The 21,597-nt window shown below is 45.7% G+C and carries 27 protein-coding genes; 15 read left to right on the top strand and 12 right to left on the bottom strand.

Features of this window, described 5'->3' with window-relative positions:
• Window positions 1–58 precede the first annotated feature (58 nt).
• Together ICN13_RS02665 and ICN13_RS02660 are read left to right on the top strand one after the other, a co-directional pair.
• Window positions 59–1,033: a tripartite tricarboxylate transporter substrate binding protein gene (locus tag ICN13_RS02665; protein WP_216138843.1), complete on the top strand. Its 975-nt coding sequence runs from the start codon at window positions 59–61 to the stop codon at window positions 1,031–1,033.
• A gap of 12 nt (window positions 1,034–1,045) precedes the next feature.
• Window positions 1,046–2,632 carry a rhodanese homology domain-containing protein gene (locus ICN13_RS02660; protein WP_216138842.1) on the top strand — a complete coding sequence of 529 codons (1,587 nt, stop codon included), beginning with the start codon at window positions 1,046–1,048 and terminating at the stop codon, window positions 2,630–2,632.
• A 25-nt stretch (window positions 2,633–2,657) separates the two neighbouring features.
• Here the strand turns inward: ICN13_RS02660 and ICN13_RS02655 are convergent, their stop codons facing one another.
• Window positions 2,658–3,707: a fumarylacetoacetate hydrolase family protein gene (locus ICN13_RS02655; RefSeq protein ID WP_216138841.1), complete on the bottom strand. Its 1,050-nt coding sequence runs from the start codon at window positions 3,705–3,707 to the stop codon at window positions 2,658–2,660.
• A gap of 207 nt (window positions 3,708–3,914) precedes the next feature.
• Window positions 3,915–4,103, bottom strand: coding sequence for a hypothetical protein (locus ICN13_RS02650; protein WP_216138840.1), 189 nt, complete (start codon window positions 4,101–4,103; stop codon window positions 3,915–3,917).
• Here ICN13_RS02650 and ICN13_RS02645 point away from each other — a divergent pair.
• Complete coding sequence (locus ICN13_RS02645; RefSeq protein WP_255534003.1) at window positions 4,102–4,398, top strand: TIGR02450 family Trp-rich protein; 297 nt, start codon at window positions 4,102–4,104, stop codon at window positions 4,396–4,398. The genes ICN13_RS02650 and ICN13_RS02645 overlap by 2 nt on opposite strands.
• Before the next feature lie 59 nt (window positions 4,399–4,457).
• On the opposite strand, the gene ICN13_RS02640 is transcribed toward ICN13_RS02645, so the two are convergent.
• The gene (locus tag ICN13_RS02640; protein WP_216138839.1) at window positions 4,458–4,985 is read right to left on the bottom strand and encodes a phasin family protein; all 528 of its coding nucleotides are present in this window, start codon (window positions 4,983–4,985) and stop codon (window positions 4,458–4,460) included.
• 105 nt (window positions 4,986–5,090) lie between these two features.
• On the opposite strand from ICN13_RS02640, the gene ICN13_RS02635 reads away from it, so the two are divergent.
• Window positions 5,091–5,480: a group II truncated hemoglobin gene (locus tag ICN13_RS02635; RefSeq protein ID WP_216138838.1), complete on the top strand. Its 390-nt coding sequence runs from the start codon at window positions 5,091–5,093 to the stop codon at window positions 5,478–5,480.
• Here ICN13_RS02635 and ICN13_RS02630 read toward each other — a convergent pair.
• The gene (locus ICN13_RS02630) at window positions 5,477–6,451 is read right to left on the bottom strand and encodes a tripartite tricarboxylate transporter substrate binding protein (protein WP_216139269.1); all 975 of its coding nucleotides are present in this window, start codon (window positions 6,449–6,451) and stop codon (window positions 5,477–5,479) included. The two genes, ICN13_RS02635 and ICN13_RS02630, sit on opposite strands and share 4 nt — an antisense overlap.
• Window positions 6,452–6,516: 65 nt before the next feature.
• Between ICN13_RS02630 and ICN13_RS02625 the strand changes: the two genes are divergently transcribed.
• Complete coding sequence (locus ICN13_RS02625) at window positions 6,517–7,269, top strand: TerC family protein (RefSeq protein WP_216138837.1); 753 nt, start codon at window positions 6,517–6,519, stop codon at window positions 7,267–7,269.
• Window positions 7,270–7,273: 4 nt separating this feature from the next.
• Here the strand turns inward: ICN13_RS02625 and ICN13_RS02620 are convergent, their stop codons facing one another.
• Genes ICN13_RS02620 through ICN13_RS02610 form a run of 3 tightly spaced genes read right to left on the bottom strand, consistent with a single transcriptional unit; the run spans window position 7,274 to window position 9,917 of the window.
• Complete coding sequence (locus tag ICN13_RS02620) at window positions 7,274–8,491, bottom strand: NAD(P)/FAD-dependent oxidoreductase (RefSeq protein ID WP_216138836.1); 1,218 nt, start codon at window positions 8,489–8,491, stop codon at window positions 7,274–7,276.
• A gap of 3 nt (window positions 8,492–8,494) precedes the next feature.
• Window positions 8,495–9,007: a hypothetical protein gene (locus ICN13_RS02615; protein ID WP_216138835.1), complete on the bottom strand. Its 513-nt coding sequence runs from the start codon at window positions 9,005–9,007 to the stop codon at window positions 8,495–8,497.
• A 52-nt stretch (window positions 9,008–9,059) separates the two neighbouring features.
• Entirely contained in the window at window positions 9,060–9,917 is an 858-nt protein-coding gene (locus ICN13_RS02610; protein ID WP_216138834.1) for an LOG family protein, read from the bottom strand.
• A 197-nt stretch (window positions 9,918–10,114) separates the two neighbouring features.
• On the opposite strand from ICN13_RS02610, the gene ICN13_RS02605 reads away from it, so the two are divergent.
• Window positions 10,115–10,318, top strand: a complete 204-nt coding sequence (locus ICN13_RS02605; protein WP_216138833.1) for a hypothetical protein — start codon at window positions 10,115–10,117, stop codon at window positions 10,316–10,318.
• Window positions 10,319–10,435: 117 nt separating this feature from the next.
• Here ICN13_RS02605 and ICN13_RS02600 read toward each other — a convergent pair whose 3' ends face one another.
• Window positions 10,436–11,851: an MBL fold metallo-hydrolase RNA specificity domain-containing protein gene (locus tag ICN13_RS02600; RefSeq protein WP_216138832.1), complete on the bottom strand. Its 1,416-nt coding sequence runs from the start codon at window positions 11,849–11,851 to the stop codon at window positions 10,436–10,438.
• A gap of 62 nt (window positions 11,852–11,913) precedes the next feature.
• Here ICN13_RS02600 and ICN13_RS02595 point away from each other — a divergent pair, with 62 nt between their 5' ends.
• Window positions 11,914–12,798 (top strand): NAD(P)H-hydrate dehydratase, encoded by an 885-nt coding sequence (locus ICN13_RS02595; RefSeq protein WP_216138831.1) that lies wholly within the window; start codon window positions 11,914–11,916, stop codon window positions 12,796–12,798.
• 6 nt (window positions 12,799–12,804) lie between these two features.
• Complete coding sequence (locus tag ICN13_RS02590) at window positions 12,805–13,782, top strand: DMT family transporter (protein WP_216138830.1); 978 nt, start codon at window positions 12,805–12,807, stop codon at window positions 13,780–13,782.
• A gap of 18 nt (window positions 13,783–13,800) precedes the next feature.
• Here ICN13_RS02590 and ICN13_RS02585 read toward each other — a convergent pair whose 3' ends face one another.
• Window positions 13,801–14,064, bottom strand: a complete 264-nt coding sequence (locus tag ICN13_RS02585; protein ID WP_216138829.1) for a protein tyrosine phosphatase — start codon at window positions 14,062–14,064, stop codon at window positions 13,801–13,803.
• Window positions 14,065–14,145: 81 nt separating this feature from the next.
• Here ICN13_RS02585 and ICN13_RS02580 point away from each other — a divergent pair, with 81 nt between their 5' ends.
• Window positions 14,146–14,775 carry an FABP family protein gene (locus ICN13_RS02580; protein WP_216138828.1) on the top strand — a complete coding sequence of 210 codons (630 nt, stop codon included), beginning with the start codon at window positions 14,146–14,148 and terminating at the stop codon, window positions 14,773–14,775.
• Between the two features lie 48 nt (window positions 14,776–14,823).
• Here ICN13_RS02580 and ICN13_RS02575 read toward each other — a convergent pair whose 3' ends face one another.
• The gene (locus tag ICN13_RS02575) at window positions 14,824–15,972 is read right to left on the bottom strand and encodes an aminotransferase class V-fold PLP-dependent enzyme (RefSeq protein ID WP_216138827.1); all 1,149 of its coding nucleotides are present in this window, start codon (window positions 15,970–15,972) and stop codon (window positions 14,824–14,826) included.
• A 114-nt stretch (window positions 15,973–16,086) separates the two neighbouring features.
• Window positions 16,087–17,001, bottom strand: coding sequence for a DMT family transporter (locus tag ICN13_RS02570; RefSeq protein ID WP_370622937.1), 915 nt, complete (start codon window positions 16,999–17,001; stop codon window positions 16,087–16,089).
• A gap of 130 nt (window positions 17,002–17,131) precedes the next feature.
• Between ICN13_RS02570 and ICN13_RS02565 the strand changes: the two genes are divergently transcribed.
• The 5 genes from ICN13_RS02565 (at window position 17,132) to ICN13_RS02545 (ending at window position 20,133) form a co-directional block, all read left to right on the top strand.
• Entirely contained in the window at window positions 17,132–18,277 is a 1,146-nt protein-coding gene (locus tag ICN13_RS02565) for an L-lactate dehydrogenase (RefSeq protein WP_216138825.1), read from the top strand.
• Between the two features lie 192 nt (window positions 18,278–18,469).
• Window positions 18,470–19,075, top strand: a complete 606-nt coding sequence (locus tag ICN13_RS02560; RefSeq protein ID WP_255534002.1) for a hypothetical protein — start codon at window positions 18,470–18,472, stop codon at window positions 19,073–19,075.
• A 27-nt stretch (window positions 19,076–19,102) separates the two neighbouring features.
• On the top strand, window positions 19,103–19,291 hold the full coding sequence (locus tag ICN13_RS02555) for a hypothetical protein (protein ID WP_216138824.1): 189 nt from the start codon (window positions 19,103–19,105) through the stop codon (window positions 19,289–19,291).
• Between the two features lie 109 nt (window positions 19,292–19,400).
• Window positions 19,401–19,943, top strand: coding sequence for a cytochrome b (locus tag ICN13_RS02550; protein ID WP_216138823.1), 543 nt, complete (start codon window positions 19,401–19,403; stop codon window positions 19,941–19,943).
• A gap of 22 nt (window positions 19,944–19,965) precedes the next feature.
• Window positions 19,966–20,133, top strand: coding sequence for a hypothetical protein (locus tag ICN13_RS02545; protein ID WP_216139307.1), 168 nt, complete (start codon window positions 19,966–19,968; stop codon window positions 20,131–20,133).
• A gap of 45 nt (window positions 20,134–20,178) precedes the next feature.
• Here ICN13_RS02545 and ICN13_RS02540 read toward each other — a convergent pair whose 3' ends face one another.
• On the bottom strand, window positions 20,179–21,279 hold the full coding sequence (locus ICN13_RS02540; protein ID WP_216138822.1) for an alkene reductase: 1,101 nt from the start codon (window positions 21,277–21,279) through the stop codon (window positions 20,179–20,181).
• A gap of 141 nt (window positions 21,280–21,420) precedes the next feature.
• Here ICN13_RS02540 and ICN13_RS02535 point away from each other — a divergent pair, with 141 nt between their 5' ends.
• A complete protein-coding gene (locus ICN13_RS02535; protein WP_087909695.1) occupies window positions 21,421–21,588 on the top strand; it encodes a rubredoxin in 168 nt (55 codons plus the stop codon).
• The last annotated feature ends 9 nt before the right edge of the window (window positions 21,589–21,597 follow it).

Raw genomic sequence — 21,597 nt, 5'->3', positions numbered from 1 at the left:
AAACGGCACTTAGGCCAAAATGATTCAATTACAAAAATACATCACGGAGATATTCAAAATGCTCAGAAAAGTCCTGCTTTTGCTGATTACTAGCGCCCTGTCACTTGGGGCTAGTGCCCAGACTACGTCCTGGCCATCCCCTAGCAAGCCCATTACCTTTATTAACCCCTTCCCTCCAGGCGGGGCTGTAGACGCTTTTGGGCGACCTTTAGCCAAGCAGCTCTCTACCCAATTAAATGACTCCATCGTGGTCGATAACCGCGGCGGCGCAGGCGGTACTGTTGGTGCTGCAGCTGCAGCAAAAATGGCACCTGATGGCTACACCTGGTTTCTTGGTGCAGTACATCACTCCATTGCTCCAAGCATGTATGTCAACCTACCCTACGACATCACCAAAGATTTTGAACCGATTGCCATTATTGGCAGCGTTCCCCATGTCATCGTTGTCAACCCAACAAAGTTTCCTAAGAATGATTTGAAATCCATCATGGAAGCAATTCGCAAAAATCCAGGGAAATACAACTACGCTTCTACTGGTAATGGCACCTCACAGCATTTAGCGGGTGAGCTATTTAAGATGCAGAACAAATTATTCATCACCCACATCCCCTACCGTGGCACTGGCCCTGCATTGCAAGACTTAGTAGCAGGCCAAGTCGACATGATGTTTGATACTTTGGCAGGCGCGGCACCCTTCATCAAAAGCGGTCAATTGATTGCAGTTGCAGTGGCTAGCAATAAGCGTAGCGAAGCATTCCCAAATGTACCAACCGCTCAGGAGTTAGGCATCTCAGGCTTTATCGTTTCCAGCTGGTATGCAATGTGGGCCATCAAAGGTACGCCTAAAGAAATCATTGAAAAAATGAGTAATGAAGTTCAGATCGCCCTAGCTTCACCCGAAATCAAAGAACGTTGGGCGGGAATGGGGGCAAGCGTTCCAAAAATGACTCGCCCTGAACTAGCGGCCTATATCAATCAAGAAATCGTGCGCTGGAATGAAGTCGTTAAAAAATCTGGCGCAAAGCTGGATTAACCAAGAGAAGATATGAGTATTCCAACTAAAAATTATGCGTTTGTCCGCAATAAGCTACTGAACAAAGAAGAGATTGCTTTTTTAGATGTGCGCGAGGAAGATCCGCATGCGCAAGAGCATCCATTATTTGCGGCTAACGTTCCACTCTCTCGAATTGAAATCGACACCTATAGCAAGCTGCCCAGAAAAAATGTACCCATCGTCACGCTTGATGATGGCGACGGCGATGCCACATTAGCAGCACAGCGATTAATTGCTCTTGGCTATACCGATGTCTCCGTATTCGAAGGTGGAGTTCAGGGTTGGAAAGCTGCTGGCGGAGAGTTATTTCGCGATGTCAATGTGCCCAGCAAGTCTTTTGGTGAGCTCGTTGAATCTAAGCGTCATACCCCTTCTCTATCCGCCCAAGAGGTTAAGAAACTCTTAGATGATCAAGAAGATGTCATCGTTGTGGATGTGCGTCGCTTTGATGAATACAACACGATGAGCATCCCAAGTGGCATCAGCGTTCCAGGTGCAGAGTTGGTATTACGCGTTCCTGAGCTAGCACCTAACCCAAAAACCAAGATCATTGTGAACTGCGCGGGAAGAACTCGAAGCATCATTGGTACACAGTCTTTGATCAATGCAGGCATTCCGAATGAAGTCAATGCACTACGTAATGGCACCATTGGGTGGACTCTTGCCGGCCAAGAATTAGACAAAGGCCAGAGTCGTAAATTTAAAGAAGTGAGCGAGAGCACGGCAAGCACAGCATCCGATCGGGCCCGCAGTGTTGCCGATAGAGCAAACGTAAAACGCACTAGCCTTGCCGAAATTGAAAAATGGCAATCTCAATCCGAGCGCACGACGTATTTCTTTGATACACGCACACCTGAAGAATATGAAGCCGGACATCTTCCGGGCTTTCGTTCTGTGCCTGGCGGCCAGCTTGTTCAAGAAACGGAGATGGTAGCCCCAGTGCGTGGTGCGCGCATTGTCCTAGCAGATCCCAGTAGCAGTGTCAGAGCTAATATGCCAGCTTCTTGGTTGGCACAGATGGCATGGGATGTTTACGTTGTCGATGGCATTAAGACATCTGACCTAACTGAAACAGGAGCTTGGAAAGCGTCTCTACCTTCGCTCCCGCAAGTTCAACTTGTAGATGCTGCTACGGCCTCACAGTGGCTGCAGTCCGATAGCAATACGATTGCTGTGGATTTTAGTACCCACGCCAACTATGTGAAGGGTCATATTCCAGGCAGTTGGTATGCATTGCGCTCACAATTGGCCGATGCAATCAAAAAGATTCCTCAAGTCGATCGCTATGTACTCACTAGCGCTCCAGCTGAATTGAGCATTTTTGTTGCCCAAGAGTTTCAATCTCTTACTAATGCTGAAGTACTGGTATTGGAAGGTGGGAATGCCGCATGGACTGCTGCCGGCCTTGCCCTCGAGAAAGGCCCGAGCCACTTAGCCTCCCCTCCACTAGATCGCTATAAGCGGCCTTATGAAGGAACAAGCGTGGATCCTGCAGCAATGCAGGCTTACTTAGATTGGGAGTTTGGCTTAGTAGAGCAACTGGGCAAGGATGGAACCCATCACTTCTGGGTTCTCTAGTCCTTGCTTTGTAATGCAGTAGTGCTTAAGCGATCTTATTGCGAATAATTCCGACGCCAGTGATCTCGGTTTCCATCATGTCGCCCGGCCTTAAGAATTCAGGCGGCTTTCTGCTGTAACCCACGCCTGAAGGCGTGCCAGTTGCAATGATGTCGCCCGGCAATAAAGTCAAACTGCGCGACAGCTCAGCAATAATCACCGGGATCTTGAAATACATTTGCTTGTAGCTTGCATTTTGTTTTTCTGCACCGTTAACTCGACAGATGATTCGAGTATCTTGCAAGTTCACGCCGCCAGCAGTCACAATCCACGGCCCCATCGGTCCGTGACCATCCAAACTCTTGCCCTTGAACCACTGACCTGAGTGACGCTTTTGCTGAACATCGCGTGCCGTCGTATCGTTATAGGCGGAGTAGCCAAAAACATAATCCATCGCATTTTCTTCAGGAATGTTCTTGCCCTTTTTACCAATCACAACAGCTAGCTCTGCCTCCCAATCAATTGCCGTAGAGTAACTAGCGTCATAAGGAATGGAATCAAAAGGTCCATTCATTGTTTGTGTACCCTTGGTAAAGAGCACAGGCACTTTTGGATACTCTTTAACAGATTTATCCTCACGATTCTGCAGACCTTCCTCAAAGTGATCTAAATAGTTCCAGCCAACGCAATAAATATTACTTTGTGGCTTCGGAATTGGTGATAGCAAGACCACACTATTCACGCTCACTAAATTAGATCCACGGTTTTTAAAAATAGTCGCCAACTCAACAAGACCGCGATTACCAGAAGCCGCCAATGAAATCATCGATGTTGGATCAAAAGAAAGCTCAATCTTTTGACGCTTTGCTTCAGCAGGAATATCAACGACGAGACCATCATTAGTCACCAGACCCAATCTCGATGTTGCGCCCATCTTTGGTAAATAATTAGCCACACGTAAACCAGCTTTGCCAGTCATTGACGGAACTACGATTGTTGGCTGGTCGCCAGGCGCTGCCATCGCGCTAGAAATAAACATGCCACTGACAGCTGCTGTAGCACCTAGCTTTAGCGCATCTCTCCGATTTGTATCCACAAGCTCTCCTTTGATATCTTTATCTTTATTCTTATTGCCGTTTTAATTGCTTGTTTAGCCAAGCAATCTGACATAAATAGTAATACCAAATTAAAAGTCTCGGGGAATTTTAGGGGTGCCTCAGCAGGCAATCTCAATATTAGCTATGCTAGGCCTATGTACTTACCCTTTACTAGACCGACCATCCTCATTGTTACCCTCTTTGGCCTATTGGCCTGCGAGCGTGAAACCTATACCAGCTGGAGTTGCAATTCCACAGCGGAGATGAAGGTGCCCATGGTACTCAGAAAGGCGCGTATGGAATTTAAAGATCTTCAGCTGGACTACTGCGGTAGTCTGGGCAATCGAAGCTACTTTGACCAAAAATGTCCCCCAGTGATCCAAAATTCTAGTCATGTCTTTACTCCATCATCTGGCGAACTCATCGCCGGGGAGAAGAGCTACCTATGCAGTGCCCTCTAAAACAGCCATGAATCCACTGAGCCCCAAGAAACTTTTACTAACTAAATGGACAGCAGTGAAACCCATTGCCAAACAGAAGCATTTTTTGGTGAGCAAAGTCATCGTTCCAGAGCCGCCAAACGAAAAGATTGAGTTTGTTGAAATTGAGGCAGTCTATACAAAAAAGGTTTCTCTGATTGCCTGGCGCGACCTTACCAATAGCGAACTATGGATACAGGGGTGGCAATAAAAAACCGCCTCGATATTTGAGGCGGTTTTTGACTATTGCGATGGTACTGAGTTAGTGGATTAGTCAGTCTTTTTCTTTGACCCTGAAGATTTCTTAACCATATCGTCAATATTTTTTTCTGCAGCATCCGCCACTTCATTCACGATGCGGCGACCTTCCTTAAACATCTTCTGTCCGGTAGTAGACATCTCATGCACTACTTTTGATAATTTATCTGCATGTGTTGGCATTTTATTTTCAGCATCTTCAAGCCAAGTTACCAAAGAGTTGCGGACTTTTTCCAGGTGCTTCTCTGTCTCATCCGCAGCGCTATCACCTAGATCTTTTAAAACAGATTTGACCTTCTTCTGATAAGCGGCTGCACGTTTAGCAGCCTCTTTAGCAGCCTCTTCCTGTAAGTCCTTGAGCTTCGCTAAATCATTTTTAGCTGCTGACTTTGCACTCTCCAAGGCATTTTTCATACCCCACTCCACCTCAGCCAGATGGTGCTCGCTAAGCTTCTTCGCGGCCTCTAGTAGTGTGTGTGAGTAATCAAACATTTCTTTTGCTTTTTCGCGCTGCCATTTTTGCAATTCTTTTGCATCCATTTTTAGGCTCCTATCAATAAGGGGTTATGAAAGTCTTTTCTTCAACTCTATACCGAAATTAGCAAACTGCCAATTTCCCCTAATTTAAGGCATTAAAATGACAATATGACTAAAAGACAGACAATCTATGAGGCAATTGGTGGCATCGATCGAGTAGATGAGATTGTTGACCGCTTCTACGATTTAATGGATCTAGAGCCTGGATTTGCTGATTTGAGAGCCATGCACCCCCAAGACCTTTCTAGCTCTCGAGAGAAACTGAAGTTCTTTCTAACCGGATGGATGGGTGGTCCAGATGTTTATTCGCCCAAGTATGGTCACCCCATGCTCAGAGCCAGGCACCTGCCCTTTAAGATTGGCTTGAATGAACGTAATCAATGGCTTGCGTGCATGTATCAAGCACTAGAAGAATGTGGCATTGAAGGCAATATTGCCAAGCAGCTAGAGGAATCTCTATTTAATACTGCAGATTGGATGAGAAATCAGGCTAATTAATCTAATTTAGCCCCAGCCTGCTTTACTACTTTTGCCCAGCGCGGCATCTCAGTTGCAAGAAATTTAGTAAATTGGTCTGCATTCAAATATGCTGGATCAGCTCCCTGCTCAATCATTTTTTTCTGAATCTCAGGTGACTCCAGGGTTTCCTTAAAAGCTTGACTTAATTTACTTGTCACATCCGGTGGCGTACCCTTAGGCGCCAAAATTCCATAAAACCCAACCACCTCTAAATTAGCCACGCCTGTTTCAATCACGGTGGGAGTATTCGGCAATGCAGGATTGCGTTTAGCGCTAGTAACCGCCAAAGCCTTTACCTTGCCTTGTTTGGCGTAGTTTGCAGCTTGTGGAACAGACTCCGCCATAAATTGAACATGGCCAGCAATTAAATCCGTGAACGCTGGCGCACTACCCTTGAATGGAATATGCACCATGAAAATACCAGTTTCACTTTTTAGCATCTCAGGAACAAGATGAGAGATCCCACCATTACCAGCCGAACCATAGTTGAGCTTTCCAGGATTTGCTTTAGCGTAAGCAATCAATTCTTTTAAAGAATTTGCGGCTACGTCTTTGTTCACAATCAAAGCCAAAGGTTGTTGTGCAGTTCTTGCAATCGGCTGAAAGTCTTTGAGAGTGTCGTATGGTGGCTTAGTATAGATGGCTGGATTAATTACCATTGTTCCAGTGTTGGCCAACAGCAGCGTGTATCCATCTGGCGGTGACTGAGCTACAAACTGCGCTCCAACAGCGCCACCTGCACCCGCCTTGTAATCCACAATCACGGTTTGCCCAAGTGCTGCTTGTAACTTATCAACCAAAAGGCGAATGTGGGCGTCTAATGGGCCACCAGCCGGGAAACCAATAATGATCTTGATGGGCTTGTCTGGATAGGCTGCTTGTACATTTAATGCGAGAGCTAACATACCACTCAGCAGCAATATCCTAATAATTTGTGTGGGCTTAAGCATAGAAATCACAAAATGAATTTACTTGGATACACTTTACCCTAAGCCCAACATAGGAATAAAAATTCATGGACAGTCTTTTGCAGCTGATGAGCGATCCCAATGCATGGGTTGCCTTTTTAACGCTTTCCGCCCTAGAAATTATTCTGGGCATAGACAACATCATTTTCATTAGCGTCATTGCCAATAGATTGCCCTTGGAAATTAGAGAAAAGGTGCGGCGCTTTGGCCTCATCTTTGCTTTAGTTACCCGCATCTTATTGCTGCTAAGTCTATCTTGGGTCATGAGTCTTACCAACCCACTCTTTAGCATTAATGATCATGCCATTAGCGGTAGAGATCTCATCTTATTGTTAGGAGGATTTTTCCTAATCTGGAAAGCCTCAAAAGAGATTTATGTTGAGGTCGAAGTTGGTGAACATGACCTCGAAAACAATGACGCAAAAACGAATGTAAATAAGTCGATGTTTGCATTATTTGCTGGCTCAGTTTTACAAATTGGCATTCTAGACATCATCTTCTCGCTTGATAGCGTCATTACCGCCGTAGGTATGGTTGATGAAATTGGCGTAATGATTGCAGCCGTTCTAGCCTCAGTGTTCATCATGCTCATTGCTGCAAAACCGATTGGTGATTTTGTACATCGCCACCCCTCTATTAAGGTGCTCGCCCTATCCTTCTTAACTGTCGTCGGCGTGGTATTGATTGCAGAAGGTATGGGGGTTCATATTCCTAAGGGCTATGTCTATGTTGCGATGGCCTTCTCCCTCTCTGTTGAGCTATTAAATATACGCTCACGTCAAAAGAAGAAAAAACGATAGTGACTTATAGCGCTTGGGCACAGACAAAACCACTAGCCCAAGCCCATTGAAAGTTATGGCCGCCCAAGTGGCCAGTAACGTCAACGCACTCACCGATAAAAAATAGCCCGGGGTGTGCGCGTGACATCATGGTCTGGCCATCAAGCTCTTTTGTATCCACGCCGCCCAGCATTACCTCCGCCTTTTTCCAGCCCAAGGTTCCAGCAGGCTTCACCGACCAATTGGTAAGCAACTCCTTCAGGACTTGACGATCTTTCTTAGATACTTCAGCCCATTTGCGACCGCCTAGGTTTCTTTGTTCAGAAAATGCTTTGGCTAAGCGCTGCGGCAAAACGGAAGACAGTATGGTCTCAGCCAGTTTCAAGCGATTGTCATCATCATTAAATAACTGATCACAATTAAATCCACCCGCTACCTCAATGGCGCCGAGCCAATCAATGTGAATTGGTTCGCCCTCAACCCAATAACTACTTGACTGTAAAACTGCTGGGCCCGATAAGCCCTTATGGGTCAAAAGTAAGTCTTCATTAAATCGGCAGGCACCATAACGATGGCCTTTTGAGCCCGATGCAATTCGGACAGGAACGCTCAGACCAGCTAGATCATTGAGATTGCCAAAGGTATCCGCAGTAAACGATAGCGGCACCAATGCAGGCCTTGGGTCTACTACTGCAAGCCCAAATTGTTTTGCAATATCTAAAGAGTAGGCAGTCGCACCAATTGCTGGAACCGGCAAGCCACCTGTAGCCATCACCACTGCCTTGGTTTTTTCAATTCCCGCATTGGTATGGATATGCCAGCCAGATGCATCTTGAGTAATAGATTCAACAGAGACAGGATTACGAATTGTGACCTTACCTTTAGCGCACTCCGACATAAGCATCTCAATAATTAGCTTGGCAGAGTCATCACAAAAGAGCTGCCCTTGATGTTTCTCGTGATATGCAATGCCATATGCACTTACTAGCTTGATAAATTCTTTTGATGGATATTTGGCAAGTGCGCTTTTGACAAAATGGGGGTTTAAGGAAAGAAAATTGGCCGGGCTGCTATGTACATTGGTAAAGTTACAGCGCCCACCGCCACTGATACGGATCTTCTCACCTAATACTGGAGCGTGATCGAGGACTAATACTTTTTTTCCTAATTGACCAGCAACCCCGGCACAAAATAAGCCGGCTGCCCCTCCGCCAATAATGACGGCATCCCATATCTTAGTCATGCTTTATTTGAAACGATCAATAATTTCAGAAGAAATATTGAGTTTTTCCATGTGGTGCTTGGTATAGGCTTGCCGAAAGTTTTTTGTCATTGAGATCATGACTGAAGCAGTCCAAGCAAAAGCAAACATGCCGGAGAAGGCAATAATGACAGCCAACATTTTCCAGCCCTCGGGCAGGATATCCTCCATGAATCCCATGGCGGTATAAGTACTGCCGCTAAACAAAATACTTTGGCCCAAGGCTGGAACTAGCTTGAAAGCATATAGTGCAATACCCCAAATAATAATTTCAGCAATATGCGTTAAGAATAAGCAAAAAATACTAATGTAAAAACATAGGCCAACCTCTGAATATTTCTTTTCAGCTAAATATAAAAAGGATTTGACCTCATATCGTTTGGCAATTTGCAGCAGCACAAGGCCGTGGAAAATCATCACCAGCAATAGCATGATGGCACCCAGGAAGTAGCTGGGGAGATCAAGAGAGGTAGCGATGCTGGCGTCTTGTGGGGTCATGATTAGGCTTTAGCGTATTTTACAGGCGAACTCTTTGACCGATGAACGTCCATCAAGTTAATTGATAATGATTTTTGATAATCGCCCAGGCCTCCCCTGCCGTCTCAGCAAAGCGGATCACCTTCATATCATCCTCATCAATCACGCCGAACTCAATCATCTCCTGAAAGTGGACCATCTGAGTCCAGAACTCCTTACCCATGAGAATCACTGGAAAGCGGGTTACTTTTTTAGTCTGCATCAAAGTAAGTACCTCAAAGAGCTCATCAAAGGAACCGAAACCCCCTGGAAATGCAACGATTGCTCTTGCCCGCAGCATGAAGTGCATCTTACGCAAAGCAAAATAGTGGAAGCGAAAACTTAAGCCCGGACTAATGTACGGGTTAGGATGCTGCTCTCGTGGCAAGCTAATGTTGAAGCCAATGGTTTTATCGCCCGCTTCAAATGCACCACGATTAGCAGCTTCCATAATTCCAGGGCCACCGCCAGTACAGATATGCAGTTTATTAGAAGCCTCTGTCTGAGTACCGTTGTAGTGGGCAACAATGGAGCCGAACTCACGAGCAGATTCATAGTAATGAGAATGAAGCAATGCTTTATTTGCTTTAGTTTTCTCGTCCGCAGTCTGAGCGTTCCTCTCCATTTCTAAGGCTTTCTCATGACTAACAAAACGGGTTGAACCAAAGACTGTGATGGTGTGATCAATCCCATGCTCATTGAGCAGAATTTCTGGCTTCAATAACTCTAATTCGAAACGAATTCCAATGGTTTCTTTACGCGCTAAAAAGGCCTCATCATCAAATGCAAACTTGTATGACTCTTCTGAACTTTCTTCAGAAATTTGATGTGGCTCAAGACTTAAAAAATCGGTAATGGTCTGCGCGTTATTAACGGGGAGCTTTGGACTCATATGCTTGCCTTAGGTATCAGTGTCATGCCCATCTTACCCCTTACATTTAAGGAAATAAGACCTAATCACCCGGTCTAAAACTTAGTATTAATACCTAAATAAGCCCCATGAACCGGCCCTTAGGGGAAGTTGGGATTTACCCAGGCTCCAACAAGGGTTAATATTGGCCTAATTTCAACCAAACCGAAGGAAAAGCAATGAGCAACCGTGCAATCATCATCATGGTACTGGTATTAATTAGTGCCACCGCCTATTTACTCATCAAAGGCGACGGCGACATTGATATGGGCGGCGAAAAGCATGGTGCAGAAGCAGCTCACATGGAAGATGCTAAGAAAGCGGCTGCTCCAGCAGCCCCTGCAGAAGCTCCTGCAGCACCAGCAGCAGACGCCAAGAAGTAATTTTTTTCTTTAGCTAAATCAAACCGCGGTCCGCCGCGGTTTTTTTACGCCATTTAGAACGATGTAAGTGACTTATGCCATCATCCTAAAACTGAGAGGCGAGAACTCCATCAGCATCTAGCAAGAGTAAGTATGTAAGCGTTCTGGGATGATGACGTTTTTCCATCCCAATTCATCCCGGATACATTCAGCAAATACCGAAGAAGACTCGGGCTCCCCATGGACTACAAAGACCGATTTGGGTGGAACCTCAAATCCCTTTAGCCAATCAAGCAAACCTGCCTGATCTGCGTGAGCCGATAATCCTCCGATGGTATGGATGGATGCTTTAACAAGTACCTCTTCACCAAATAAGCGGACCTTCTTGGCTTTATCTACTAGGCGTCTACCCAAACTTCCATAGGCTTGAAATCCCGTGATGATGATGGCATTTTGCTCGCGCGGTAGATTGCTCGCTAAATGATGAACAATTCTTCCTGCATCACACATGCCACTTGCCGAGATGATGATGGCACCACCTCTGATTTTATTGAGTGCTTTAGATTCCTCAACATCGGCAATGAAGCGTAAATCAACAGATTCTGAATTAGCCTTGAACCACTCAAATGTTGCCTGAGACTGGCTATCTAGCTGTGAAAAGAAGTGCTGCGTCAGATGGGTAGCAGCAGTTGCCATAGGTGAATCTACCCAAATACTTAAATGAGGCAAGCGCCCCCTTCTCACTAAATCAATCAAGAGAAATAAAATTTCTTGGGTACGACCAACCGCAAAAGCAGGCATTACAACATTGCCATGTGCTGTCATCGTTGAGGAAATCACTTCAACTAACTCATCCTCAGTATCTTGCAAGCTGCGATGCTGGCGATCCCCATAAGTTGATTCAACAACCAGTACATCAGCATTTGCAATTGAATCCGGGTCAGGCATCAGGACTTTGCCTTTCATCCCAATATCGCCCGAGAAAACACAGCGCTTTTTCTGGGCATTATCTTCAGCGATATCAATAATGGCTATTGCTGAACCTAAGATATGTCCAGCATTGCGAAACTCCAGCTGAATACCCGATGCTGGCTCAACTACTTGTCCATATTCCAGAACCTCAAATTGCGATAAAGCAAGATCCACCTCTTCACGTGAATACAGGGCAACAGGCATTTCTCCATGCCACTTTCCGGCCTTCTGTTTGCGCTCTGCTCTATCAACATCAGCACGCTGTAAATACGCGCTATCAGGCAGCAGAATTTTCAGCAACTCAAAAGTGGCAGTAGTGCAATAAATAGGACCAGTAAATCCCTGAGCACACAAACGTGGCAACAAACCACTGTGATCAATGTGCGCATGTGTCAACACTATAAAATCAAGATCTTTGGCCAGGAATGGTAAGGGCTCTATATTTTTATTCGTAGCTTCCCGACCACCCTGAAACATTCCATAGTCAACCATAAAACGCCTCTGTCTTCCGGCAAGCAAGAGCTCTATGGAATGACGTGAACCAGTAACCTCACCAGCAGCACCAAGAAATTGGATCTTCATATTTTCAGCATACTCTCTCTTACAATGATCTCAAACGCCCCAATCAGGGTGATACTACTAATATGACCTCATTGCCATCAAAACTGAGTACTTTTGAATTAGCCAAGCGCCTAAAACGCGTTGCCAGCGAACATAAAGGTAATGCGGGTAAAGCTCTTTTAATAGGCGGCGCGCCAGGTATGGCAGGCGCCCTCTTGCTTGCTGGTAATGCCTGCCTACACCTAGGTGCTGGCTGGACTGTTTTAGAGATGCTAGACCCTGCGTCTGCAAATGCATGCCCCGAGTCTCCTGAACTGATGATTCGATTAGCGAGCACACAGGTTGATGATGTCTTAAAAACCACTAAACCCGATGTCATTGCGATTGGCCCAGGACTTGGCAAGTCTGCTCTGGCCTCGACATTACTCATTGGGGCACTTCAACATCCAAGCATCCCTTTAATCATTGATGCAGACGCACTCAATCTCATTGCAGAATCAAATGATCTATTGCTGGCATTACAAAAACGTAATCAACAATTTCCCGGCCAGACTGTGCTAACACCACATCCAGGTGAAGCAGCCAAACTACTTGGTATCACTACCGAGAATATTCAATCGGATCGTTTAGCTTCTTTAGAGAAGTTAATTGCACTGACGCAATCCATTGTTGTCCTCAAGGGTCACAACACTTTAATAGCCTCACCCAAACACCCTGCTCTGCAGTGCCAAGAAGGTAATCCAGGAATGGGCACCGGAGGTATGGGGGATGTTCTTACGGGGAGCATTACTGCGATCGCGGCCCAGGGAGCTCGCCACCAACTCAATTTATGGGAATCCACGGGTATTGCCGTACAACTACATGCAGCAGCAGCTGACAGTCTAGTGGCCAAAGGAATCGGCCCTATTGGTTTAACCCCCTCAGAAACCATCCTGGAGATGAGAAGCTTATTAAATAAGCTACTATAAAGTCGTATGCAATCAGTCAGCGAAGCACATCACCATCGCCGCTACCTTTATGGCATCTTGATGGCCGGAGTCGGCTCAATGCTCTTCTCTGGCAAAGCCATTCTCATCAAGCTAGCCTTTGGCTATGGCGCCAACTCAGAAACACTTTTAGCTTTAAGAATGCTGATGGCGCTCCCCATGTTCTGGGCCATTTATTGGTGGGAATCTCGTAGAAAAGTAATGAGCCCCCTGACATGGCTCGATCGATTCAAGGTATTTTTCTTAGGCTTCTTGGGTTACTTTCTATCGAGTTATTTAGACTTTCTCGGGCTGCAATATATCTCTGTTGGCCTTGAGAGAATTGTGCTGTACCTCACGCCAACCATCGTCCTTCTCATATCGTATTTTGTCTTGCATAAAACGATATCCCGTTTGCAATGGTATGCACTAGCAGTGGGTTACCTTGGAGTGTTCATTGTATTTATTCAGGATGCTAGCTCTACCGGTATCAGCGCATGGCTCGGAATGATCTTAGTATTTGGAAGTGCCTGCTCCTATGCAATCTATATGATTGGCTCGGGTGAAATGGTTCAGCGCATTGGTAGCGTGCGACTAGTAGTCTATGCAAGCACTGCTTCTGCTGTCTTGAGCTTAATACAGTCATCGTTTTATAACCCAAGCGCCATCTTCGAACAAGCCAAGACCATTTATTGGTTAAGCCTCTTAAATGCCGGCTTTTGCACCGTGATCCCGATGTTGCTTGTCATGATCGCCATTAATCGTATTGGCTCCCCACTGGTAGCGCAAGCCGGAATTTTGGGACCAGTCTCAACGATCTTTCTGGGTTACTTTATTTTGTCAGAGCCCATCACCTGGATTCAAATCAGTGGAATGAGCTTGGTTATGGCTGCTATGTGGTTACTGGTTCGCAAAGACAGTCCAAGAAAAAAGTCATCGAGCCCCAATGAACTCGATGACCTTGATAGTACAGAGCCCCTCAACTGATTGAGAGGTGAAGTATTACTAAGCAGCGGTGTCTGAAGCGGGCTTTGATTTTTTCTTAGACTTCTTCTTCGATTTTTTCTCAGCCTTCTTTTCTTTCTTAGTTTTTTTCTTGGCTTTTTTCTCAGTAGCTTGATCAGCTGGCGCCTCAGTTGGAGTAGCTGCGGGTGCAGCAGCTGGCGTCGCTCCAGGGGCTGGATCAGCAGCCATCACTGAAATTGGAGAAATACCAATCGCTGCAGAAATGAGAGTGATCAGACTAAGGCGGACAATACGAGAAATCATGCAATTCTCCAAGATGGTTTGTGGATAATTTGATAATACTCAAAAATCTGCTGTAAATGCTTCATTTTGAAAGGGTCTGTAATGGATGATTTTCCGAAGGATATCTTTACCGAGCCACAGGGATACTCCATTAATACCCTAGAAAACCTAGGACCCTTTACTGGCATGGCTGGGATTTGGGAAGGCATTCGAGGAGTAGACCTCAAACCCAAAGCGGATGGCCCGAAGCAGCAGGCTTACGTTGAGCACATTGAGCTACAGCCAATTGACCCCCAAACCAATGGCCCACAATTATTTTATGGCTTGCGATACCACGCACACATCACAAAGCCAGAGCAAGTCAAAACCTACCATGACCAGGTTGGGTATTGGCTCTGGGAGCCGGCAACCGGCAGCATCATTCATACGCTCACAATTCCTCGGGGCATGACTACCATGGCTTGCGGCAAGGCGGAGTCTACTGATAGGCAATTTGAATTACATGCCAAAGAAGGTGATCCATGCGCAGGAATTTCTTCTAGCCCATTTTTAGATTACGCCTTTAAAACAGTAGAGTTTCATATTCAAGTCAGCATCAATGCAGATGGTACTTGGTCTTATGAGCAAGACACCGTCTTAAAAATCAAAGATCAAGAAAAACTGTTTCACCATATTGACAAGAACACGCTTTATAAGATTGGCGAAGCCACTCCCAATCCGCTGGCAAGGTAAAAAGAAAAAGGCCATCATGAGATGGCCTTTACTTGATGCGGGAAACCGTTACGCAGGCTGAGCTTCTGCCTCGGTAATCTTTTCCAAAGCTCCTGAGAGATGGCCAAGCGTACGATCTACGTGAGCTAACTTCTCCAAGCCAAATAAGCCGATACGGAATGTACGGAAGTCTGGTCTTTCATCGCACTGCAGAGGAACGCCAGCAGCAGTTTGTAAGCCAAGCGCAATGAATTTCTTTCCAGATTGAATATCAGGGTCCCTGGTGTAGCTCACTACAACGCCCGGCGCCTGAAAGCCTTTAGCGGATACTGAGTGGTAGCCCTTAGATACCAATAAGTCGCGAACCTTGGTGCCCAACTCCACTTGTTTTGCTTTCAATGCCGCAAAGCCAAGCGCTTGGGTTTCTTTCATGACATTACGCAAAATCTTGAGCGCATCGGTAGGCATGGTCGTGTGATACACGTGGCCACCTTTTTCGTAAGCCTCCATGATCTGCAACCACTTTTTGAGATCCATCGAGAAGCTAGTGCTTTGGGTAGCATCAATACGCTCGCGTGCTCTATCGCCAAGTGCGATCAATGCGCAGCATGGGGAGCTGCTCCAACCTTTTTGTGGGGCGGTGATCACCACGTCCACATTGCAGGCCTTCATATCTACCCACATTGCACCTGAAGCGATGCAATCTAAAACAAATAAACCATTTACAGAGCGAACAGCTTCACCAACTGCTTTGAGATAATCATCTGGCAGGATGATGCCTGCGGAAGTTTCTACGTGCGGTGCAAAAACTACTGCTGGCTTTTCTTTCTTAATGAAAGCTACAACCTCTTCAATCGGTGCCGGCGCAAATACGCCCTGCGTAGATGCTTCCAACTGACGACCCTTGATAACAGTAACGTCATTTGTAATATTGGCTAGGTCAAAAATTTGTGTCCAGCGGTAGCTAAACCAACCATTGCGCAAAACCAAACACTTTTGATTGTTAGCGAATTGACGGGCTACAGCCTCCATACCGAATGTACCGCTACCAGGAACGATTACTGCTGAGCTAGCGTTATAAGCATCTTTAAGCACGCCTGAAATATCAACCATCACACGCTTGAACTCTTCAGACATGTGATTTAACGAGCGGTCGGTATAAACGACCGAGAACTCTAATAAACCGTCTGGATCAACGTTGGGGAGTAAACCTGGCATAGTAATTTCCTAGGAATTTGGTGATTAGCCCTAAATGATACTGATTTAGGCGCCTTTTTGGGTGATCCTCAAAAAACCGCTTTGGGGAGGCCCTTTTTGAGCGTTTGCTGCTTTTTACTGGTGCTTTTTTCTCGAAGAAATGACAATCCCAATCACGATCAAGGCAAATGCCAGGCCATGAAAAAGCTTGGGTGGCTCACCTAGCATGGCTGCAGACAAAATTGCTGTAAACAAAGGAATGAAGTTAGCAAAGAAGGCGGCAACGGTGGGCCCTGCCCCATTCACACCCAATCCCCAGCAACGATAAGCAATCAGCGAAGGGCCAATGGCGACAAATAGAATCAGCGATGCAGTCAAGGGATTGAGCTCTAAATACGCCTGACCAGCGGCAATCTCAAAAACATCAAAGAATCCCGTCCATAACAAGCCCACAAAAACCTGCGCCATTAAAAATTGAGCCCAAGGCCATTGGCGCTCATTACTTGCACCAGGTCGACTTAACATCCAGCTGTAAAAAGCCCAGGTAATCGTAGCCAACATAATTAATAAGTCACCGAGCACCATTTGCATTGAAAGCAAAGTCGACAAATCACCTCTCGTTAATACAATCGCAACGCCAAGTAGCGAGACAACTGCACCAACTAACTGCAATAAGCCAGGTTTGGTTTGATAAAACAAGGCACCAATCAACAACATCCAGATAGGCATACTGGCACCAATCAAGGTGACATTGATGGCTGTTGAAGTTTCTAGTGCGAGGTATAAAAGTACGTTGTAGCTTCCAACACCAAATAAGCCCAGCAAGACAAAGCGCTTTTTGTTTTGCCATAAAGCGCTACTAGGTGCAAACACTCTCCAGCCCAGTGGCAGCAGTAGTAATGCCGCTAATCCCCAACGCACCAAACTGAGCGTAATTGGCGAAACAGCTGCACTAGCCACCAAAACTCGTCCAGCAATCGCATTACCAGCCCATAAAGCAGTGGCAATCAGTAAATAAGAGATGGTTGCGAGATTAAGTTGAGGCATCAAGAAGGTAGTGGATTTAGGGTCTCAATGGAGGGATACCCTAGCATTGTAGAAACAAATCCTTGGTATTGCTAAGATAGAGCTTAATTAGATAAATGTCCCATATAAAAGGCATTCAACAGAAGGATACATTGTGGCAATCATTACCAATATCGAAGACCTGCGGATACTCCACAAAAAACGCACCCCCAAGATGTTCTATGACTACGCAGATTCAGGTTCCTGGACTGAGTCTACCTATCGCGCCAATGAATCTGATTTTCAGAAAATAAAGTTACGTCAGCGCGTTGCCGTTGATATGACAAACCGCACAACCAAAACAACCATGGTCGGTCAAGAAGTGGCTATGCCTGTAGCACTTGCACCAACCGGACTTACCGGAATGCAACATGCTGATGGTGAAATTTTGGCTGCTAGAGCTGCAGAAAAATTTGGAGTGCCTTTTTGTTTATCTACCATGAGTATCTGCTCTATCGAAGATGTGGCAGAACGCACTACTAAACCATTTTGGTTTCAGCTCTACGTGATGAAAGATCGTGGATTTATTGAGCGCTTAATTGAGCGCGCAAAAGCTGCCAAGTGCTCAGCCTTAGTTCTGACGCTTGACCTTCAAATTTTGGGGCAGCGTCATAAAGATTTAAAGAATGGGCTCTCCGCTCCCCCCAAGCTGACGATTGCCAACATGATCAATATGGCTACTAAGCCACGTTGGTGTCTTGGAATGGCTACGACACCACGCAGAACCTTCCGCAATATTGTGGGGCACGCAACTGGTGTAGGAAACATGTCCTCCCTCTCCTCTTGGACTGCAGAACAATTTGATCCGGGCTTAAGTTGGAATGATGTGGAATGGATTAAAAAACTGTGGGGTGGAAAACTAATCATCAAAGGAATCTTGGATGAGGACGATGCGCGCATGGCTGCAAACTCTGGTGCTGATGCCTTGGTTGTTTCTAATCACGGCGGCAGACAATTAGATGGTGCCGTCTCTAGCATTCAGGCCCTGCCAGGAATAGTGGAAGCTGTTGGCAAAGATATTGAAGTATGGATGGATGGCGGCATTCGATCTGGCCAAGATGTTCTGAAGGCATGGGCCTTAGGTGCTCGTGGCACTATGATTGGTCGCCCATTTTTATATGGCTTAGGCGCCATGGGTGAAGCCGGCGTTACCAAGTGCCTAGAAATTATCAAGAATGAATTGGATATCACTATGGCATTTACTGGCCATCGTGATATTCAGAATGTCACTAAAGATATTTTGTATCCAGGAACTTTTTAAATTAACTCCATACTCAACTACCCTCTACTTGTTTTCGGAATTTCATTCCTAGTATTTGCATTTTGCGTTTGGTTTGGTAATGCAGTCCTGGGTCGCTATCGCACTAAAGATACCGAAACTTCTGAAGATCTGGGAATTATCCAAACAGCCACATTAACTTTATTAGCACTGCTTATTGGCTTCACCTTCTCCATGGCAATTGACCGCCATGATCTACGAGAAACCCTGGAAGAAGGAGAGGCAAATGCCATTGGCACTGAATATTTGCGGGCAGACCTACTGCCCCCAAAGGCAAATGAAGCAACCAAAGATTTACTCAAACAATATCTAGATCAGCGGATTCTGTTTTATTCGAAACAAGATCGCGAAACTATTAAAGAGATTCGCCTTAAAACTGACCAACTGCAAAATGCCTTATGGAATGAGGTTTTACCTGTTGCACGCATTAACCAGAGCCCTACTATTGCACTGGCGGTCTCGGGTATGAACGATGTTCTCAACTCACAAGGCTATGTGCAAGCTGCATGGTGGAATCGTATTCCTAGCACTGCATGGCTCCTCATGGCAGCCATCGCTATTTGTGCAAACTTGCTAGTTGGATTTGGAGCGAGGAACTTCCAGAAGAACATTGCCCTATTTATGATTTTTCCTTTTGTGATCGCCATCTCTTTTTTCTTGATTGCAGATATTGACAGCCCCAGAGGTGGTGTCATTCGGATTGAACCGCGAAACTTGATTACACTGAAGAACGCACTAAACACTCAAACAAAGACTGAAATCTCCTCCCCTAAGCAGTAATTAAGCATCACCACAAAGGCGGTACATATGAAACGTGTAGTTGATGTCTTTAAGAACCGCGGTCGCGAGCTTGTCTGGACTTATGTGATTGACCTACAAAATGATGATGAATTTCATCCCGGTCAGCTCGACTTTGAAACAGAAGCCCTCAGACTCTCCCAAGTCGATAAACGGGGCGCCGTTAACGAACTGAGCGCTAAAGTAAGGCTGAATTAACCGGGCCCACCCCCTAAAACCCCAAAATAAGGGGGTTTAACCATGGGGTTGTTATTGTTAATGAGATTCATTATCATTTATGGAGAATCTACATTTTTAATAACTCAATATGTCAAAAGCCCGCTATCACCCCGTTTCCATCTTTCTTCACTGGTTTGTGTTTCTACTGATCATTGCAGCATTGATTACCATAGAGTTAAAGGGGCAATTCCCCAAGGGAAGCGAGGCGCGTGATCTTTGTAAAAGTATTCATGGCGTCTTCGGACAGCTCATTTTTCTAGCTATGGCTCTGCGCCTAATATTCCGCCTCACCTATGGTGTTCCTAAGCCCACAAATCCAAAACGGGTGTTCATCACATTAGCTCAGGCAATGCATTGGCTCATGTATGCCCTACTATTAATCTCCCCGATCTTTGGCATTCTCTATTTTCAGTATGGCGGCAAAGAAATCAATTTCTTTGGATTGGTCTGGCCTCAACTAGTTACCCCTAATCCAGAAATGAAAAAACTCGTTGAAGGGATTCATGAGTTTTTAGGAAATACCCTGTACTTCCTGATCGGCGCTCATGCATTGGCAGCTTTATGGCAACATTACGTCGTAAAAGACGATACACTTTGTCGTATGCTCAATAAAGTTAAAGCGCAAGCTTAGGAGTTAGTAAGAGATGAAGCCTTTGTCTAAGAAAGCGAAGATGGCCGTCGGCTGGACAATCTTGATGACCGTTATAGGTACGGCAATGCTTCATCAATGGCAGTTCTTCGCTATGGGCTGCGCTTCTATTGCTTTATTACTGGTTGCAAATCATTACGATCTTCTAAAGGATCCTGAAGACAAAAAATAAACCCCGCCTCTCAGGACGGAGTTTATTGAATCAAGCTGAATTAACTTACAGAGTTGGGTAATCGGTGTATCCAGCCTCTGCACCGCCATAGAATGTAGCGCGGTTATAGGGATTCAGAGGAGCATTCAATTTGAAGCGCTCTGCTAAATCTGGATTAGCAATATAAATACGGCCATAGGCAACTGCATTAGCCAAGCCCTCCTCAAGCGCTTTTTCACCTAGAGCCTGATCATAGCCACCTGCAGTAATAAATTTACCCTCATACGCTGCGCGGAAGAGCTCTGATGTTATTGGCGCCTCCTCATTAACTTGATCACCGCCACCAGCACTAGTTGCCCTTGGCTCAATCATATGTACATAAGCCAATTTATAAGCATTTAATTTTTTGATTGCTGCAGTAAACAGAGCAATCGGATCACTATCGGCAATATCATTAAAGGTACCGTACGGAGAAAGACGAACGCCGACGCGGTCACTCGAGAACACTTTGCTGACAGTCTCGATCACCTCACCCAAGAGGCGCAGTCGATTTTCTACTGAGCCACCATATTGATCGGTCCGCTGGTTAGTCTTGTCTTGCAAGAACTGATCCAATAAATAGCCGTTGGCAGAGTGAATTTCAATGCCATCAAAACCAGCCGCTTTAGCATTTTGTGCGGCAGCCTCAAACTCTTTTAGTAAGCGGGCAATGTCATCAAGACTCATTGCCTTAGGAGTCTCATAGTTATGTAGCTTCCAATCGGCACCATAAGTTTGTCCTACGGGAGCAATCGCAGAAGGCGCTTCCGGAATACCTTGCTCTGGGTGTAAAGAAGAATGAGAAATGCGACCTACGTGCCATAGCTGAGCAACAATTGATCCACCCTTTGCGTGAACTGCCTCAACAATCTCTTTCCAGGCAGCAGTTTGCGCCGAAGAATAAATACCAGGCGTTGCTGGATACCCCATGCCCAGCGGAGAAATCTGCGTTGCCTCGGTAATAATGAGGCCAGCGCTGGCACGCTGGGCGTAATAGGTCTTTGCCAAAGGATTTGGCACATCACCAGCTACTGCACGCATTCTGGTCAATGGCGCCATTACGAGACGGTTTTTGAGCTGAATTGAACCGAGAGCAACCGGGGTGAACATGATTTCTTTACCTGACATCTGAAGCCTTTTGTGAGTAAGTATGAGATCGACCACTGTAACAAGAATTGGTGACTTTTGCCGAATTTAGCCAAATCACCCGTCTCAAGAAAAAAACTCAGATTAAATTTAAAATTGAGGTCTGATATTAAGGAAATCAATATGAAAACTTGGCAATGTATCGTGTGCGGCTTTATCTATGATGAGGCTCAAGGCTTACCAAGCGAAGGTATTGCGCCTGGGACCGCTTGGGCTGACGTCCCTGATAGCTGGGAATGCCCAGATTGTGGCGTATCAAAGTCTGACTTTGAAATGGTTCAGGTCGGCTAAGCACTTGCA

The organism is Polynucleobacter sp. MWH-Berg-3C6 (genome assembly GCF_018881855.1).
Classification (GTDB): Bacteria; Pseudomonadota; Gammaproteobacteria; order Burkholderiales; family Burkholderiaceae; genus Polynucleobacter.
This window is presented reverse-complemented; position numbering and strand designations above follow the sequence as displayed.